At 67.8% G+C, this 16,221-nt stretch carries 14 protein-coding genes; 6 read left to right on the forward strand and 8 right to left on the reverse strand.

What is annotated here, in order from left to right; genetic code table 11:
* Positions 1-71 precede the first annotated feature (71 nt).
* Entirely contained in the window at positions 72-575 is a 504-nt protein-coding gene (locus NF4_RS09915) for a class I SAM-dependent methyltransferase (protein WP_063127003.1), read from the reverse strand.
* Between the two features lie 134 nt (positions 576-709).
* Here NF4_RS09915 and NF4_RS09920 point away from each other — a divergent pair, with 134 nt between their 5' ends.
* The 3 genes from NF4_RS09920 to NF4_RS09930 all read left to right on the forward strand — a co-directional run bounded on the left by NF4_RS09920 (position 710) and on the right by NF4_RS09930 (position 4,811).
* The gene (locus NF4_RS09920) at positions 710-1,000 is read left to right on the forward strand and encodes a hypothetical protein (protein WP_063127004.1); all 291 of its coding nucleotides are present in this window, start codon (positions 710-712) and stop codon (positions 998-1,000) included.
* A 247-nt stretch (positions 1,001-1,247) separates the two neighbouring features.
* Entirely contained in the window at positions 1,248-1,658 is a 411-nt protein-coding gene (locus NF4_RS09925; protein WP_063127005.1) for a YbaB/EbfC family nucleoid-associated protein, read from the forward strand.
* A gap of 120 nt (positions 1,659-1,778) precedes the next feature.
* A complete protein-coding gene (locus NF4_RS09930; protein WP_198165282.1) occupies positions 1,779-4,811 on the forward strand; it encodes a glycosyltransferase in 3,033 nt (1,010 codons plus the stop codon).
* 124 nt (positions 4,812-4,935) lie between these two features.
* On the opposite strand, the gene NF4_RS09935 is transcribed toward NF4_RS09930, so the two are convergent.
* From NF4_RS09935 to NF4_RS09945, 3 genes are all read right to left on the reverse strand, one after another.
* Entirely contained in the window at positions 4,936-6,237 is a 1,302-nt protein-coding gene (locus NF4_RS09935) for a PucR family transcriptional regulator (protein ID WP_063127007.1), read from the reverse strand.
* 867 nt (positions 6,238-7,104) lie between these two features.
* Positions 7,105-7,653, reverse strand: coding sequence for a hypothetical protein (locus NF4_RS09940; RefSeq protein ID WP_157120134.1), 549 nt, complete (start codon positions 7,651-7,653; stop codon positions 7,105-7,107).
* 488 nt (positions 7,654-8,141) lie between these two features.
* Positions 8,142-8,828 carry a ferredoxin reductase domain-containing protein gene (locus NF4_RS09945; RefSeq protein ID WP_063127009.1) on the reverse strand — a complete coding sequence of 229 codons (687 nt, stop codon included), beginning with the start codon at positions 8,826-8,828 and terminating at the stop codon, positions 8,142-8,144.
* Between NF4_RS09945 and NF4_RS40250 the strand changes: the two genes are divergently transcribed.
* Both NF4_RS40250 and NF4_RS09950 read left to right on the forward strand, forming a co-directional pair.
* Positions 8,821-8,997 carry a hypothetical protein gene (locus NF4_RS40250; protein WP_439956749.1) on the forward strand — a complete coding sequence of 59 codons (177 nt, stop codon included), beginning with the start codon at positions 8,821-8,823 and terminating at the stop codon, positions 8,995-8,997. The two genes, NF4_RS09945 and NF4_RS40250, sit on opposite strands and share 8 nt — an antisense overlap.
* A gap of 150 nt (positions 8,998-9,147) precedes the next feature.
* The gene (locus NF4_RS09950) at positions 9,148-11,076 is read left to right on the forward strand and encodes a S9 family peptidase (RefSeq protein WP_063127010.1); all 1,929 of its coding nucleotides are present in this window, start codon (positions 9,148-9,150) and stop codon (positions 11,074-11,076) included.
* A gap of 58 nt (positions 11,077-11,134) precedes the next feature.
* Here NF4_RS09950 and NF4_RS09955 read toward each other — a convergent pair whose 3' ends face one another.
* The 3 genes from NF4_RS09955 to NF4_RS09965 all read right to left on the reverse strand — a co-directional run bounded on the left by NF4_RS09955 (position 11,135) and on the right by NF4_RS09965 (position 13,985).
* The gene (locus tag NF4_RS09955) at positions 11,135-11,614 is read right to left on the reverse strand and encodes a hypothetical protein (RefSeq protein ID WP_157120136.1); all 480 of its coding nucleotides are present in this window, start codon (positions 11,612-11,614) and stop codon (positions 11,135-11,137) included.
* 29 nt (positions 11,615-11,643) lie between these two features.
* Positions 11,644-12,120, reverse strand: coding sequence for a GreA/GreB family elongation factor (locus tag NF4_RS09960; protein WP_063127012.1), 477 nt, complete (start codon positions 12,118-12,120; stop codon positions 11,644-11,646).
* 329 nt (positions 12,121-12,449) lie between these two features.
* Positions 12,450-13,985, reverse strand: coding sequence for a PucR family transcriptional regulator (locus tag NF4_RS09965; protein WP_063127013.1), 1,536 nt, complete (start codon positions 13,983-13,985; stop codon positions 12,450-12,452).
* 197 nt (positions 13,986-14,182) lie between these two features.
* On the opposite strand from NF4_RS09965, the gene NF4_RS09970 reads away from it, so the two are divergent.
* Positions 14,183-14,773, forward strand: a complete 591-nt coding sequence (locus NF4_RS09970; protein WP_157120138.1) for a hypothetical protein — start codon at positions 14,183-14,185, stop codon at positions 14,771-14,773.
* Here NF4_RS09970 and NF4_RS09975 read toward each other — a convergent pair.
* A complete protein-coding gene (locus NF4_RS09975) occupies positions 14,770-16,212 on the reverse strand; it encodes a carboxylesterase/lipase family protein (protein ID WP_063127015.1) in 1,443 nt (480 codons plus the stop codon). The genes NF4_RS09970 and NF4_RS09975 overlap by 4 nt on opposite strands.
* Positions 16,213-16,221 lie beyond the last annotated feature (9 nt).

Below are 16,221 nucleotides of genomic sequence, written 5' to 3' on the forward strand. Positions count from 1 at the left end.
ATATCCCGCGGGCGCCATCAAGGGAAACAGGCCGTGACTCAACTCCCACGGCTCGAGTGCCTCTGCCGATCTCAAGTAGTAGTCCTCTCCGCCCCTTTGTTGAGGATTCTTTGATGGCCGATGAGCTCGGCGGCATCGGCGAGCTCGAAATTATAAGCGAGTATGCCGCCATCGGATAGTGATGCGGCGGCCTTCTCGACCACCTTATCGAGCTCGTCGTCGGAGAGGTGCGGTACACCCCCGTTGATGGATATTCCATCCCAGGGGCCGCCGAAATCGTCGGTGATCATATTTATCTTTCTGGCGTCGAAACCGGATTCGCGCAGTTTCTCGACGCTGCGCGCGGACGCGTCACCGAGGGTGACGTCGAAGCCGTAGTCCCGGTAGACCCGGCCATCGCTTCGAGTACCCGCGGTGGCTGCCCGCTCTGCGCAGCCCTCGCCCAGGTGCTGGAACGACATCACACCATCGACCTGCGGGGGCTGGAAATCGCCGACCTGGACGATGCGCTGCCCGCCCGCCTGGAACGGCCGGTCGTCTCCGGAGCCGATCAACCGGAAACCCGAGCGGCGCATATCGTGCTCGACCGGGCCGCGACCACCGACCCTGCCACCCGGGCCGCATCCATCTCGGCGGCGGCCGTCGACCGGCACCCGGTTCCACAGGGCGCCCGGTCTACGCGAACCTGCTCCGGGAACTCGGCCGCGCGTTGGCCGCCGAGGGGGACTACGCGGCACACCGGCTGACTCGGCGCACACTGATCGCCGAATACCTGCGCATCGCCGGCCCGGAACATGCGAGCGATCCGCTCGGCCGGATAGTCGGCGGCTACCGGCACTGGCGCGACCGGCTCAGTGGATGTTCCCCCACCGCGCGTTTCGACCCGGCCGCCGCGTTGGTGGAAGCATTCACGGAGGTCGAGCTACGCGCGGACCGGGCAGGCGCGCCGGCGCTAGCGCTGCACCGGCTGCTGGTGGACACCGCGCGGCAGAAACCCTGACATCGGGATTCTTCCGGTCGTCAATTCGCCGCACCTCGGTCACCCGGGTGTGCACAGTGCACTAAAGGCCGTCCGAATCCTGGCCTTTCGGGGCATTTCGTCATTCGTGCGCCCTCATTAACCTCGGGATACCTCTTCTGCGTGGAAGTAGATCATGTCTCGTACTCGGATCGCACGGAACTCTCGGCGGCGTACGTCTTCCCAGGACGACGCACCGGTGCCTGATTCGGCTCGAAAGGATGTAGATATGGACCGGAACCACTTCGATGACTTCGGTTCGGCCACTCGGGATATGCGCTCGCGGATGCACGAAATGCTGGATGCCTACGAGCAGTCGCAGACACAGATCGGCGAGGTGCAGCGGCAGTTGGTCGACCTGCGGGTTCAGGCCGCCACATCCGACGGCTCGGTGCACGTGACCGTGGATTCCGCCGGGGCGGTACTCGAGGTCTGCGTGACCCCGGCCGCCATGCGCGGTACTGCCGGACAACTGAGTGGCCTGCTCACCGATACCGCGCGTGAGGCCGCCCGGCTGGCGAAGGAGCAGACCGCCGCCGTGGTGGCGCCACTGGCCGACCTCGCCGGCGGTATGCCCGATTTATCCGAGCTCGTTCCGGGGGCCCCGGAGCCGGCCAACGACGGCCGAACGATGTTCTGATCCAGTGCGATCAGATGCTGGTTGAGATTCTCCTCGGAGTGATACAGATTGGTTGCGATCCCGGATGGCCTCCCGCTGGAGGTTTGTGAACAGGTCATGGGCCCGTATCCACGTCTGGCAGTGGACTCGGTGCGAGGGGGCGCCGAGGCATGGCAACAGGCGAGGGACGAGTGCCTGGCGTCGGCGGAGCAGATAGAGACGATCGCGGCGACGATTACGGACCACATCACTGGTGACTCCGCCACACACGCCCGCAAGGTGTTGGCGGGATCGGCCGAGGACAAGCGGCGGCAGGCCAAGGTGTGCGACAGCCTGTCCAAGCAGTGTCGGGAGATGGCGCTCGCCGGCGAATTGGGGCAGGTCACCTGGCTGGCGATGGGTGCCGCGCTGATCGTCGAGTTGCTGGCCGCGGCGTGCCTGCCCGGCGGTGGTCTCGCCGCGGCGGCCGGGGTACGGATGGCTGCCCGCGCGAAATGGCAAGTGTGGTACGCACAGCTGATTCAGTTGCTGATCCAGATGGGTATCCGGCTCTCTTCCTCGCGAGCGGCGCTGATCACCCATGGGGTGGTGGCCGGTGGCGTCCTCGGAGGCGGGATTTCCTGGGCCGGGCAGGAGTGGCAACGCGGGCGGGGAGACCGGGACGCCATCGATTGGCGGACGGTCATGATCTCCGCTGCCGGAGGCGCAGCCGGCGGCTTGGGCGCGGGGGTGCTGTACACGCCCGCAGTGAGCTCGGTACTGAGACGGCTGTACGCACAGGGGACGCGAGCCGGAAATACGGCGGCGATGCTGGTGGCGGGGGGTGCGGCAGGGGTGGCCGGAGGCGTGACGGGCTCATTGGGGGGCGCTGCCGCGGCCAGTGCGTACGCAGGCGAGTTCACCGCGCCCGACGGCCAGGATCTGTACTCGGGTGCGCTCAACGGCGCGCTCGAGGGACTTCTGTCCGGGGGTGTGCACACTGTCGGCCACCTGGCGGCCCCCGCACCTGTTCCGTCCCCGGGAGGCGGCCTCGGTACACACTCGGCGCCGCACATCACCGGCATCGGTGACGCGACCACGCTGTTCGGTCCCGCACGCGGAGACAACGTACCTGCCGCACCACCGGCCGGTGCCGCGGATCCGGCTGGTACGCGGCCGAACCGGGACGGCACGGCCGTCTCCACGGGCAGCCCCGAGCCTCACCGAGAGCTTCCGGTCGCAAAACCGCCGGCGGTCGGCCCGATCCATTCGGACGTCGACCCGACCGGTCACGGCGCAGGTCGCATGTCCACAGATTCCGGACGCACGGTCCCTCCGTGGGCCTCGAGCCCTGGCGACCACTCCGACAGCCGGCCGAGTTCGCCTTGGTCGAATGTCACAGCGGACATCGCGCCGGCAGAATTGCCGCCCGCCACCCACGCCCGGCCGGTGGGCGGGATGAAGCCGGACCTGCACCCTCACACAACGGAATCGGTACATTCCGCGGGGCTTTCGGCGGCCGCGCCATCCTTGCCGACCGCGGCACCCGCAGGCAACGACCAGGTCAAAGGTCCACTTTCTCGCCCGACTACGCCTTGGTCGACGAATAGCGGAGCGGGCGTCGAATACAACCATCACCCGCCGGTGAAGAGCACCGAAACGACTCCACCCTCCGTCTCGGTCGACAGCGCGACGGTGAAGAACAACCCGCCACCGATAACCGAACCACCCACGGTCGCCACCGCACACCCCGACGGCGTGCACCCGTCGAGCCGTTCGGACTCCGAGACAACGGTCACCACGCGGGGACAGCTCGCAGTGGGCGATGGAATCCCGCCGGCCGCCGCGGGCTCCCCTCAGGGGTGGCGGGACGCCGAGGGATCCGGCGATCGAACCGACCACCACGATCCAGCCACCGACAATTCGGACTCGGACGTCATGGGCCCGGCTGTCGCCATGTCTTCGAGCAGCGCGAGGCGCCACCGGGTCCTGCTGGTCAGTTACAACTGGAATGCCCCCGACAGCGGCGGACGCACCGCGTTCAACCGTCAATTGGCGGCTTCGCTGGCCGAAGCCGGGCACGAGGTATTCGCGCGTATCGGCCAAGTGCCGCTGCCAGGTACCGAGTTACCTGATGGGGTCACGCTCGTCGCGCCGCAATCCGGCACCAGCCATACCAAACATATCGGCCCCGAGACGCGCCACGAACAACTGATCGCCGATCTGGACACGCTCCCCGAGGGAATCGACACTGTCATCTCCCAAGGTCATGCCTATGGTGCGGCGGGCCGGTTCATCCGTGAGAACCGATACCCGGATGCTGCTCTGGTGCATTTCGTCCATGCGGACGGGTACGGGTTCGGCGCGGTGACCGCCGAGCGGCCATTCGGACGGCGGGTGAAGATCCGCAAGGAGCGAGAGGCGGTAGCCGGTGCCGATCTCGTTGTCGGTGTCGGTCCCGTACTCGCCGACTACGGACGCAGGCTTGCCACCGAAGCGGGCGTCGACACCCATGTCCATGAATTCATCCCCGGCGGGGGCAACCATGAATTCTCCACTGGGAACCAAGCCACGGAATTGATCCCCATGTATAACCCTGAGGGCCCCTATCGCGTCCTGGTATTCGGCCGGGCCAGCGATCCCCGTAAGGGAGTGTGGGAAGCGGCCCGAATGATCCGGCTGTTGCGCGCGGAAGGAATCGATGTCTCGCTGACCGTGCGCGGCGTCCCAGAGGAAAAAGCGGACAGCACTCGAACTCTGCTGAGTGCGACCGCAGGCCATGAGGTCACCGTCAAGCCCTATCACCGCAACCATGCGGCCGTGCTGTGGGATATGAGAGAGACGAATCTGGTGATAATGCCCTCGTTCGCGGAGAGCTTCGGGCTCGTGATCACCGAGGCGCTCGGCGCGGGAGTGCCGGCACTGGCCCCGGATTCCAGCGGTGTGGGTCGTTTTCTGCGCAGCCGATTCCCCTCCGAACTGACCGACGATATGCTCGTGGAACAGGAGTACACCGGACTTGTTCGACCCGCCGACTGGGCCGAGAAGATCCAACGGCAACTCGGTGACCAGCACGGTATCTGGCGAAAAGCCGGAGAATTGCGCGAGGCACTGATTGCCGACGACACCACCTGGCTCTCCGAAACGCAGAAGCTCGTCCACACCATCGACAACCTACGACGTCGTCATGAGTAGTCCTGTCGTGGTTTCCGGCGCGTGAGCGCTCCACTGTCGCATGTCGAGGCAGCTGTGGCGGTCCGCGGTGGGGATCCGGATCGGCCGCTTGACGAAATCCGAGCACAAGAAACAGCTCTTCCGGTCAGGACGGTGGCCGGAGCACATTCTGCCCGAGAATACGGCAGATCTGCAGGGCTACCGCAATATCGAGTTTCTCGTGCCCGCCCCCGCCGCTGCGGGTCGCATCGATGGCTTTGGTGATGCGGTATTTGACCGTGTTGCGGTGCAGAGTCATTTGCTGGGCGGTGTGGAAATGACTTTCTCCGGTTTCGTAGAAGGTGCTCAGGGTCTCTCGTAGCACGGCTGCCTGTTGTGTGTCATCGGCCAGCGCCCCGAGAACCTCGCGCACCCATTCGCGCGTCGCGTCCAGATCCTTCGCGAGTAGCGATACCACCGCCACACCGGGATCACCGAAGCCGATCGCCAGGTGGTCCGACGGTGTCCCCGGGACAGTCGCGATGAAGTAGGCGGCCGCGGCCTGCTGCTGCGAGCGGCGGAATCCGGCGAGTCCCCGGCCGGGCAGCCCGACGGCCAGCCGCACTCCGTCGGTCAGGTCGGCTGCCGATCTCAACGCGGCGGCATCGACGGCCGGCCTCCGGCCGAACGGAAACCACACCCACAGCGTGCGCCGGTCGATTACGGTCACCAACGGCGAGGCGTCGGCGCGCAAGGTGTGCGCCAGTGCTCGTACCCCGGTATCCAGCAGGGACAGTGCGCTGCTGCCGTCATTGCCCGTATACCACAGGATTGCCGCAAGATGTATGTGGTCGAGCCGGTATCCGGTCTCGGATTCGAATCCGGCCGTATCCGGCGTCGACGCGGACAGCAGCGTGTGCACCGTAGAAGAGTGCACACTTCCGCGCGCGGTCAGCTGCTGCATTCGTTCGGTCTCGTAGGTTTCGATGACATACACGACGATCCAGTCGGTGTACGCGTAGACGAGTTCGGTCAGCCGTTTGAGCACGGCCAGCCCCAGCGCCGACGGCAGCTCCCGACGGGCCACTTCGTCATAGCAGATGCGCATCATGGTGTCTTGGCCCATATGGTAGGCGCGCACCAGGAAATTGGACGGAATCTTCCGCTGCGCCAGCCGGCGTGCGTACTCGACCGACGCCATCGGGGGCTGCACGTCGTCGATCGGGATATCGTTGCCCAATATATCGATCATGGTCACGACATTGGCGTGGATACTGGCGGCGCGCAGGTCCGCCATACGCGGATCGTCGCGGCTGTAATCGATTTCATTGATGATCCGACGGGTCATCGCCTCGGCGATCTCCGACTGCATGGCACGTAAACCCGCCCCGATCTCCGCGACCAGTGCGGAAACACGAGCCGGTGTCGGTTCGGGCGCTCGCTGCGGTGGCAGAGCGGAGACGGTCATCGCGCAGGGCCTTTCACAGGATGAAGAAGCGAGTGGGTCGATGACGGCCGGCTCGGTAGGCCCGGCTCCCTCGTCGTTGCCCGGCTTGTCGCGGTTCGCCGGGGTGACGGCGCACGGTCGGACACCGGGCCGTTCGGTGCGCCCATCCGCGTCGCCGCCAGGAAGTTCATGGCAATGACCTCGGCTCGGGACGGCGGTGGGGATGTGGCGCAGTGGGCGGTGGGGAAAGTGTGGGATATCGAGCTGTCCAGCGGGGCTCGACCGGTTCAGGTCGTTGTGGCGGGATCTCGACACGCTCCGGTCGAGTGCCGGACTCGCAACACACCGGGGCCCCATCGTCGATGGTCGGCGCCCTGGGGGCTACCCAGCCCGTCGGCGGCCGCGGTGGCACCGTCTCCGCGGCGACGCGGGGCACTCCGCTCATCCGCCGCGGCGGACCGAGTATCGAGAGGTTGTCCCGCATCAAGAGCGCACCCGCCGCAACGATCAGCTTTTCGAGCCGCACCCTACCACTTCCGGATCCGGCGGAGCCGGGACCGCCTCGGGTCGCCGGGCGGACATGGGTACGACGGTCGGTTCGAGGCGGTCGGGTAACAGGATCGCGATCGTTGCTCTCCGTCGGCACCGGCGGGTAATGCGGCAGGAAAGCGGCCACCCGGTCGCCATGGTAGATGGTCGAGGATCTTCCTATCTGCGGTCGGCGGAGCCGAGTCGGCGGCAGACGATGTGGGTATTCCCAGTATGGGGAATTCGGGGCCGCCGGGGAATCTGGATTTTCGAAGACGACAATTATCAAGTCTGCGAACGGACATGATTGCGTCCTGATGCGGTGGTGCACGCCGTCCTCGACATGGGCGGATGCCCGCCTCAGTCGATGGCTTTCGCGATAGCCGCGAGCAATTCATCGGGTGGAAGGTTCATCAGCTCGGTGGGCAGCCACAGGGTGCGTAGGCCGTTTTCGTCCGTATTCTCCCAGTCCATGTACGAGTCGCCCGTAATCGTTCCAGGATCGGTGAACCTGACCTGCCACCCGTTCTCACGTAGCGTGCGAATCGCATATTCCGCCGCGGGATCCCCCGGCAGATGATCGCCGTTCGGATCCATCGATGTGTCGAAGTCCCCGGGCAGACCGGTATCGAGCGGTCCTTCCAGGTAGCTACTCGGCTCGTCCGAATCACTATTTCTTTCCCGGTCGGCCGAAGCCGCTGTGTCGTCGCCGTGCCGGTCGGGGCCCCCGTCGGACCCGCCACCGGCTTCTCCGCTCTCGTCACCGCCCCCCGACTCGGAGGAGGCCATGAGACCTACGGCCATGACCGCCACCAAAACCCCACCTCCCAGCCCCAGCCCGGTCTTCGGATTCATCGCTTCACCGACAGCGTCACGGCGCATGGTCATTTTGGCGCTGCCCGTAATCACTGCGCCACCTCTGCCGTCCGCGTCGACCAGCCTCGGCGCTACGCCTTCCGGTCCGGCGAGGCGATATCCATCCCAACCGACGTGCGGATATCCTTCTACTGATCTTCCGGCGATGTGGGAACACGCTCCTGGCGTGGCTGCCCGGGATATCTGCCGACTCCTTCTTTCGCGGCCGCGGAATACTGTATCGGCCCGGTCGATTGCTCTGATGGCCAAGGCTAGCCAGCGGCATCGAGTCCGGATACGGCCTCTGCAGCCATAATCCCGGCAGAGTTTTATGAGGAGTGCACAAACGTTGTGGCCGGACGAGAAGCCGTCTATCGGTGCCGACGATGGCATGGCGCCTACGACAGCGCACTGGATGAGGTCCGAACGATAGAGCCTGCCGCTCGTTTCGAGGCGGTGGGTTCGCTGTGCGAGCGGACGCCTGCCGACTCGCCCGCGTGCCTACCGCGGCAGCGGGCAGCCGTCCCGGATCGATCGGTATCTCATCGCAGCAACCAGTCGTCGGGGCTGAACAGTTCGGAGTGCACTCGCGTGAGCGGAACTCCCGCGGCGGTCAGTTGTGCGCGTACCGACTGCAGGAATCCGGCCCCGCCGCACAGGTAGATATCTGCCTCCGCCGGCAGGTCGAGCGCGGATACGGTGAGGGTGCCGGTCCGGCTGTCGCCGGATGGCTGTTCGTACCACAGCTCGAGGTCGGCGTTCGGTAGGGCGTCGACGAGGTCGCGCCGGACCGTGCGCAACGGGTGGATGTCCGGGTTGCGGTCGGCGTGCGCGACGAGTACCTGCCGCTGGGCGGTGCCGGCCGCGAGGTATTCGAGGATGCCGATCATGGGCGTGATACCGATGCCGGCCGAGATGAGTACCACCGGTGTGCTCGCGGCGGTATCGAGGGTGAGGTCGCCGAAGGGCAGGGTGATCGCCAGGTTGTCGCCCACCGTGACGTGCGTGGTCAGCCAGTTCGAGACCTCTCCGGCGGGTTGGTCCGCGGTGGCGGCCACCGGCCGCACCGTGAAGGCGAGCCGCCCGTCGCGCGGTGCGTGGACCAGGCTGTATTGGCGTAGCTGGCGTGCCCCGTCGGGGAGCGTCGCGCCGACGGAGACATACTGTCCGGGAATGAAGTCCGGGAGCGGATCGGCGGGGTCGGCAGCCTCCACGACGAAGGTGACCACCCCGGACGGGTCGTTGGTTACCGCGGTTGAACAGGCCGGCGAGCAGATCGGGGTGGGCGGCGAACAACTTCTCATAGAACAGGGCGGTGATGTCGTCGATGTGCTGGGCGATCACCGGCAGAGTAGCGCGTATCACATCGGCGTGATGTGCTTCCAGTTCCGCGGGTAGGTCCAGGGTCGCCGATGGCGAGACGGTGGTCATCATGTACTCCCGGGCGCACCGAACCGGCGGGGGAGAAGGTCATCCCGATGTCCGGCTTGAGTGTGCCGCAACGGCACAGTGTCCGATTGCTGTCGTAGTCAACGAACAGGAGACTCCATGACCGTGTCCGGACACGCGACCGAGCAGCGGCCGGCGCTGATCGACGTCGCGACCTTCTTCGCCGATCCACAGTTCGCACACCCGTCCATCTCCCCGGACGGCACCCGCATCGCCTACCTCGCCCCGCACCGCGGGCGGCTCAACGTCTGGGTCCGCGGCATCGACCGGACCCACGACGACGCCGTCCCGGTCACCCATGATGCCCGCCGCGGCATCACCACCTACTACTGGACAGACAGCCCTCGCTGGCTGCTCTACCTGCAGGACACCGACGGCAACGAGGACTGGCACCTCTACCGCGTCGACCTCGACGACCCGCACTCACCGGCCGTCGACCTCACCCCGCTGGAGCCGGGGTCCCGGGTGGTGGGAGCGGAACCGCTCACATCGGTCCCGGGCAGCGTGCTGGTCACGATGAACCGTCGCCCGATGTTCTTCGACGTGTTCCGGATCGATGTCGCCACCGGCGAAACCGTGCTGCACCGTGAGCAGGACGACCCGACGGCCGGGATCCTGTTCGACCGTCGGGGCGAGCCGGCCTTCCGCACCACGATCGCCGCGGACGGTCTGGTCGAGATCTCCGCGATCGACCCCGGCGGGCAGACGCGGCTGCTGCGTCGCCTCGGCGGCGCCGAGCATCCCATGAGCGTCCAACCCCAACTGGTCACTACCGACGGCAAGGGTCTGCTCGTCGGATCGTTCCAGGACGGCGACGATCTGCGGCTGGTCCGGGTCGACCACGAAACCGGCGCGGAAACCGTCGTCGCCGCGGTCGAGGGGCACGACCTCGACATCAGCGGGATGATGCTGCCCGGGGTACTCCCGCCGCCGGTACACACCGACCGAGCTACCGGTGAGATACTCGCGGCGCGGTTCGTCGGCGACCGTCCGCACATCGAGGTCCTCGATCCCCACTTCGCCGAGGTCTACGCGGAGCTGCGGAAGCTCTCCGACGGTGTGCTGGGCACCCTGTCCTCCGATGAGTCCGGCACGCGCTGGATCGCCACGTTCGTCCACGACCGCGATCCCGGCGTCGCCTGGTTCTACGACCACGCGACCGGGGCGGCCCGATTGCTGTTCCGCTCGTACCCGGACCGGGACCCGGCGGTCGCGGCGCCGATGGAACCCGTCGGGTTTCCCGCCCGTGACGGTCTGCCCCTGCACGCCTACCTGACCCTGCCGGTCGGGGTGGAGCCGCGGAACCTGCCGCTGGTGCTGGTGGTGCACGGCGGGCCGTGGTCCCACGACTCCTGGGGGTACAGCAGCGACGCGCAGTTCTTGGCCAACCGGGGCTACGCCGTGCTGCAGGTCAACTTCCGTGGTTCGCTCGGATACGGGCGCCGGCACGTCACGGCCGCGATCGGCGAGTTCGCCCGGGCGATGCACGACGACCTGATCGATGCCGTCGACTGGGCCGTCGCCCGGGGCTACGCCGACCCCGACCGGATCGGCATCTACGGCGGCTCCTACGGCGGGTACGCCGCACTCGTCGGAATCACCGTCACACCGGACCGTTTCGCTGCCGCCGTCGACTATGTCGGTATCTCCGACCTCGCGAACTTCTTGCGTACCCTGCCGCCGTTCACCCGGGCGTACAACGTGAACAACTGGTACCGCTACGTCGGCGACCCCGAAATTCCCGAGCAGGAGGCCGATATGCGGACCCGGTCGCCGATCACCATGGCCGACCGGATCACCACCCCGCTGCTCGTCGCGCAGGGGGCCAACGATGTTCGTGTCGTCCAGGCCGAATCCGACAATATCGTCGCCTCGCTGCGCGCACGCGGCGTCCCGGTCGAGTACCTTGTTGCCGACGACGAAGGACACGGCTTCGCCAACCCCGAGAACCGGATCCGGCTCTACCGCGCCATCGAAGAGCACTTCGCGGTGCACCTCGGCGGCCGCCGAGGTGCACCGCGGACGTGACCGGCGCCCGGAACGGCGGTGGCGCGCGGGTTGGTGTCGCGCCGCCGCGGAGTCTTCGCTACCGGCCGGCGCCGTTCCGCGTCGGCACCACGGGGTGGGCGTCGGGTACCAGGATCGTCGTGTGCCACCGGTCGTCCTCCCACATCTGTGCCGGGAGGACCGAGTCCGGTCGACCGTCGAGCGGTGTGGCCAGGGCGATCACCAGGGTGGTCCGTTCGATCAGGCGGCGTCGTGTCCGGTTCATCGGGCCGGAGATCTCCAGGACTCCCGGGCCGGGACCCAGTGTGGCGGGGACGTCCACCCGCAGCGGCGCCGGTGTCCACGTCGTGGGATCGTCGCCGCGCCGGGCGAGGTAGGTGCGCGGAGCGTCCGCGGTGCCGAACGAGAGCGCGGCCAGCGCCCGGTCGGCGCGGGGGAGGCCGAAGAGCTCCCAGAATCCCGCGGACAGCCAGGTACGGACCGGCAGCGCGATCGTTCGGTCGTCCCGGACGATCGCTGGGGAATCGATATGGACAAGGGTGATTCCACTCGTGCGCACATGCATCCTCGCGCTCGATCGAACGGCCCTCATGCCGAGTGAGAAGCGCTCGTCACAGTGTGCCCGTAGGGGACGGCCTCGAGCAGGGTGACCCGGAACTCGGTGCCGTTGGGTACGCGGTAGGTGCGTTGTTCGCCGCGCCGGGCTCCGGTGAGCGCGGCTCCCAGGGGCGAGTCCGGGGAGTAGACCTCCAGATCGTCGTGGTCGCCGGCGCGGCTGCCGAGCAGGAATGTTTCGGTGTCGGCGGTGTCGTCGTAGCGGACGGTGAGCACCATCCCGGGTTCGGCGATACCGTCGTCCGGTGGGTCCTGCCCGAATACGGCGTTGTTCAACAGGTCCCGGATATGCGCGATACGGGCCAGCCGCTGGCGCCGAGCGGTGAGCCGGTCTTCCGGGTCGGCGTTCTCGGGCTGCCCGGCGGCTTCGGCGGCGAGCAGTTCGGCCAGTTCGGACCGGAGTTGTTCGTGTGCGTGCGGTGTCAGCCATACAGGCGAGCTATTGGTCATATCCGTCCTACAGGGATTCGATCGGAAAGAGTTCTGCCGTCGGGGTCGGGGGAGGAGAGGCCGCCCCTGCGGCAGAACTCCGTGGAGCCGGGTACTCACGACACCGGCTCCACGGATGGGGAGATAGCCGAGGATTCAGCGGGGTATCGGGTCCTGCACCCGATACTGTGCTGCTCGTTCGCGGTCGAGCCGACTCGTTGCGCGCGCCATGCTCACCTCCACGTCGAACGATGCGCTGTAACAGCCATGATGGCCCGGGGGGCGGCGGGGCGCATGTCCGTCCAGCACAGTTTCGCCCCCGCGAGTTGTTCAGTTTCTACAACCGGCGCTCAGTCGTCCTCGGAAGCCGCGAGATCGATCGTCATGGCGAGCCGGGTGCGTGCATCTTCCAGCTCGAGCGCGGCCACCTCGCGCATTTTCCGCATCCGGTTGCGAACGGTATTCGGGTGGACGCCGAGATCGGCGGCGGCGACCACCGGATCGCCCTGGGCATCGAGCCACGCCCGCAGGGTCGCGACATAGTCCGTGGCGTGCGCGCTGTCGTACCGGCGCAACTGCGCGACCGGGCCACGCGCCGGTATCCGGCCGGTCCGTGCCGCCGCCCGCAACCGCTGGAGCAGGATCTCGCCCCACGATTCGTCGTAGGCCGGGTACGCGATATCGGCCGACCTCTGTTCGTGCAGCGCCAGGCACTCGTCCGCCTCCTGGCGGGAGGACGGCAGGTCGGCGGCCGTGGCAGGCCCGCCGATCCCCGCCGACAGCGTCACGCGGGCCGGGAGCGACGTGCGCAGCGCGGTCACCCAGTCCCGCGCCGTCCGCACCCGGTCGCTGGGCAGGATCGTGTAGACGGTGTTGTCCGACAGTGTGCTGCGGCCCGGCCGCGACCAGCCGAAACCGAATGTGGCCTGCTCGAAGGCCAGCAGCAGCCCGGCATGCCGTTCCGCCGCGATCTGCGCACGCACCGCGACCACACGTAAGGGTGCCGACGCCAACCCGAGCCGGCCGACCACGGTGGTGGCATCCGGGCTGCCCTCCAGCAGCCGGATCACCAGCTCGGATTCGACTTGGCGTTCCAGGTCCGCGCTGGCCCGCGACCGCAGCAGATGCAGGGCCACCGTCCGGGCCCCGTCGGCCAGTGCGGCCCGTCGGGCACTCGGGATGGGTTCGGTGCAGGCCACCCACACCGAACCCAGCAGTTCCCGGCCCACCCGCACCGCGACCACCATCCGCCCGTCGAGCCCGTGCCCGGGGTCCGGTTCGACGAACACGGGTGCATCGGAGCTCGCCAGATGCGCATGGATTCCGCGTGATTCGAACAGTTCTCGCAAGGTAGCGGGTTGCCGGCGCTGCAGCACCGTCTCCCGCAGGGCTCGGTCGGCCACCCGCCCCAACGTGGAATGAGCCATCACGCGGGACAGCGGATCCTCGATCGTCACCGCGCCGTCCACCGCGGTCGCCAAGCTGTCCGCCAGCGCGAAGAGATCCGTGGGACCGCGCCCGGACGCGGTTTCCCGCCCCTCCAGCACCAGCCCGTAGACCACCCCGGCGAGCTGACTCCACGACACCGCGGGATCGACCACCAGCACCGCGACCCCGTCCTCGGGGCCGATCGCGGCCGCTTCGCGGTCGGCGCCGGCGCCGCCGCGCACGAGCACCGCGACCGCTTTCGCCGCCCGCGCCCCGGCCACCGCCGCCCGGACGGAACCGGCGCCCACGGCGAGGAGGATATCGCCGGTCGCTTCTTCCGCCCCGGTCGCGTCGAACATCGCGACGCTGCGGATCACGGTCGCCCGCGACACGGGGCAGCAGCGCAAGCGCACTCCATACCCGCCCAATACGTTCACGAGATGGTCCAACCGCACCATGAACGACTCCTGTCCACCCTGGTCTCGTCACCGTAGCCGTGCCGGCGGTGGGGCCCGGAAGCCGGTGCCCCGCACCAGCGCCGCCGGGACCGGACGTATCGGAGTCCGGAACATCGTGGCCGGGAACAGTGTCGGAGGGCCGGGATACCCTCGGCCGTCGCTACCACCCGGGGCGCGACGGATCGAAGGAGGACCCGATGAGGCCCGAGCGCACCGTGCGTGAAGTCGTGGATCTGATCGTCGAGCTCGGGCTCGTCGACCCGGAAACGCCCGCGCAGCGGACCTTCCTGGGCAGACAGCTGCTGGTGGAATCGTTCGACGAGCCGCTGAGCTACTACGGGCACACCGAGCAGAGCGCGGTGCTCGCCCTCCTCGACGAGCTGGGAATCCGGTACACCTTCGACTACAAGACCTTCCGTCACATCGGTGAGAGCAGCCATGACGAACGTCGGGAGTGGTACGAATCCGAACTGCAGTCGATCGCGGAATGCAGCCGCGGGATGGTGACCATCACCGACGTGCGGCTGGTGGAGAACGACGAGCAATGGAAGCTCGTGTTCGACAGCAACGGAGTGACCGAGTCGTGGCCGGTGTATCCCGGTGACGGCGAAGACCTGGAAGCCGCGCTGGTCTTCGCCACCTATGTCACCGAAATCCACACCGGCCTCGTCGAACATTTCTGTTCCGTGAACCCCCTCGACGAAGACGTCAGCGGCGAAGCCGTTTTCGGTGATCCCGAAGCACTCAACAAGCTGGGAGTGCATTTCGGTCTCACCTTCGGGCCCTAGGCGCGGCCGTTGCCGGTTGCTCGGCGTCCGGCCGGGGCATCGCCGCCGAACCGGCGGACGTGCGCTCCGTGGCGGAAGCGCGGCCATCCGGGATCACCGGTCCTGGCGAAGCGGACCCAGGCCGTGTGCATCTCCGTGGCCAACCGTGCCGGAGCTTCGGCCGGGCCGAGTAAGCCGCCCGGCCCGTGCAACTCCGGAAGCCGGAGGCAGTCGAACACGAAGGGCAGCTCCACCGCGTGGGCGGCCCCGAGCGCTCCACCCAGAGCTTCCGACCGCCAGGCGAATTCGTAGACGAACGCGTTACCGTGCGCTGCGGCAGCCCGGCGACTGCCCGTCCCGAACAGCGCATCGCCGAGAATCGCCGCGCGCAGCGCGCCGAAGGTAGCGTCCGGGTGCTGTGCCCGGTAGGCCGCGACGACCCGGTCCGGATCGGGGTGGGCGCGGGTGGCGATCGCCCGCACATCCGCGGCGGTCGAATTCGCCGGTTCCCCCTGCGGGGCGAGATAGAGATTGCCCTCCTCGGTATTCGTGCCGATCAGCAGATCGACCGCGGCCGACCAACTCTGCGCGGGCTGTGATTCCGCGACGAGGCCGAACGGGCTCAGCCCGAGCAGCGGGTCGAAGTCAGTGCTGGTGCGCAGGTCCAGCCCGTGCAAGGCCGAGACGACGCCGACGAGATCCGCGTCGGACACCGAGGCGAAGCCCGATACCGTCGGGGCCACCGCGAGGGCCGCCGCGGCGGCCCGCGTGACCCGCGCGCCCTGTTCCGGTGAGAACGCGCCGAAACCGTTACCGCTCTGCACGATCGCCCGCCGGAAGAGGCCCGCGGCTGCTTCGGAGGCGATTACCGCGCCGACGATCGTGGCGCCCGCCGACTGCCCGAACAGGGTGACGTTCCCCGGATCGCCGCCGAAGGCCGCGATATTCCGGCCGACCCAGCCCAGCGCGGCGACGATATCGAGCACACCCCGGTTGCGCGGGGCCCCGGGGAGTTCCAGAAATCCGGAGACCCCCAGCCGGTACTGCACGGTCACCAGCACGACTCCGTCGCGCGCGAACGCGGAACCCTCGTAGATCGGGGCGCGAGCGGACCCGGCGACGAAACCTCCGCCGTGCACGAACACCATGACCGGGCAGTCCACCGCACCGACCGGGGACCGGATATCGACGGTGAGATAGTCCTCGCCCCGGATCCAGCCGGGCCCGAAATACGGTGACATATCGAGTGCGCCGAACCCGTCCCGGCGAGGCTGCGGCGCGGTCGGGCCCGGCCGGGTGGCGTCGAGCACGCCGGTCCACGGCTCCCGGGGCGCCGGTGGCGCGAATCGGCCCGCCCCGAGCGGGGGCGCGGCATAGGGAACGGAGAAGAAGCGGCGCACGGTGCCGGCCACGGTGCCGCGCAGGACTCCCTCGGTGGTGGTGACAGTGGTATCGGACATTCCGTTGTT

This window comes from Nocardia fusca NBRC 14340 (assembly GCF_001618425.1).
Taxonomy (GTDB): Bacteria; Actinomycetota; Actinomycetes; order Mycobacteriales; family Mycobacteriaceae; genus Nocardia; species Nocardia fusca.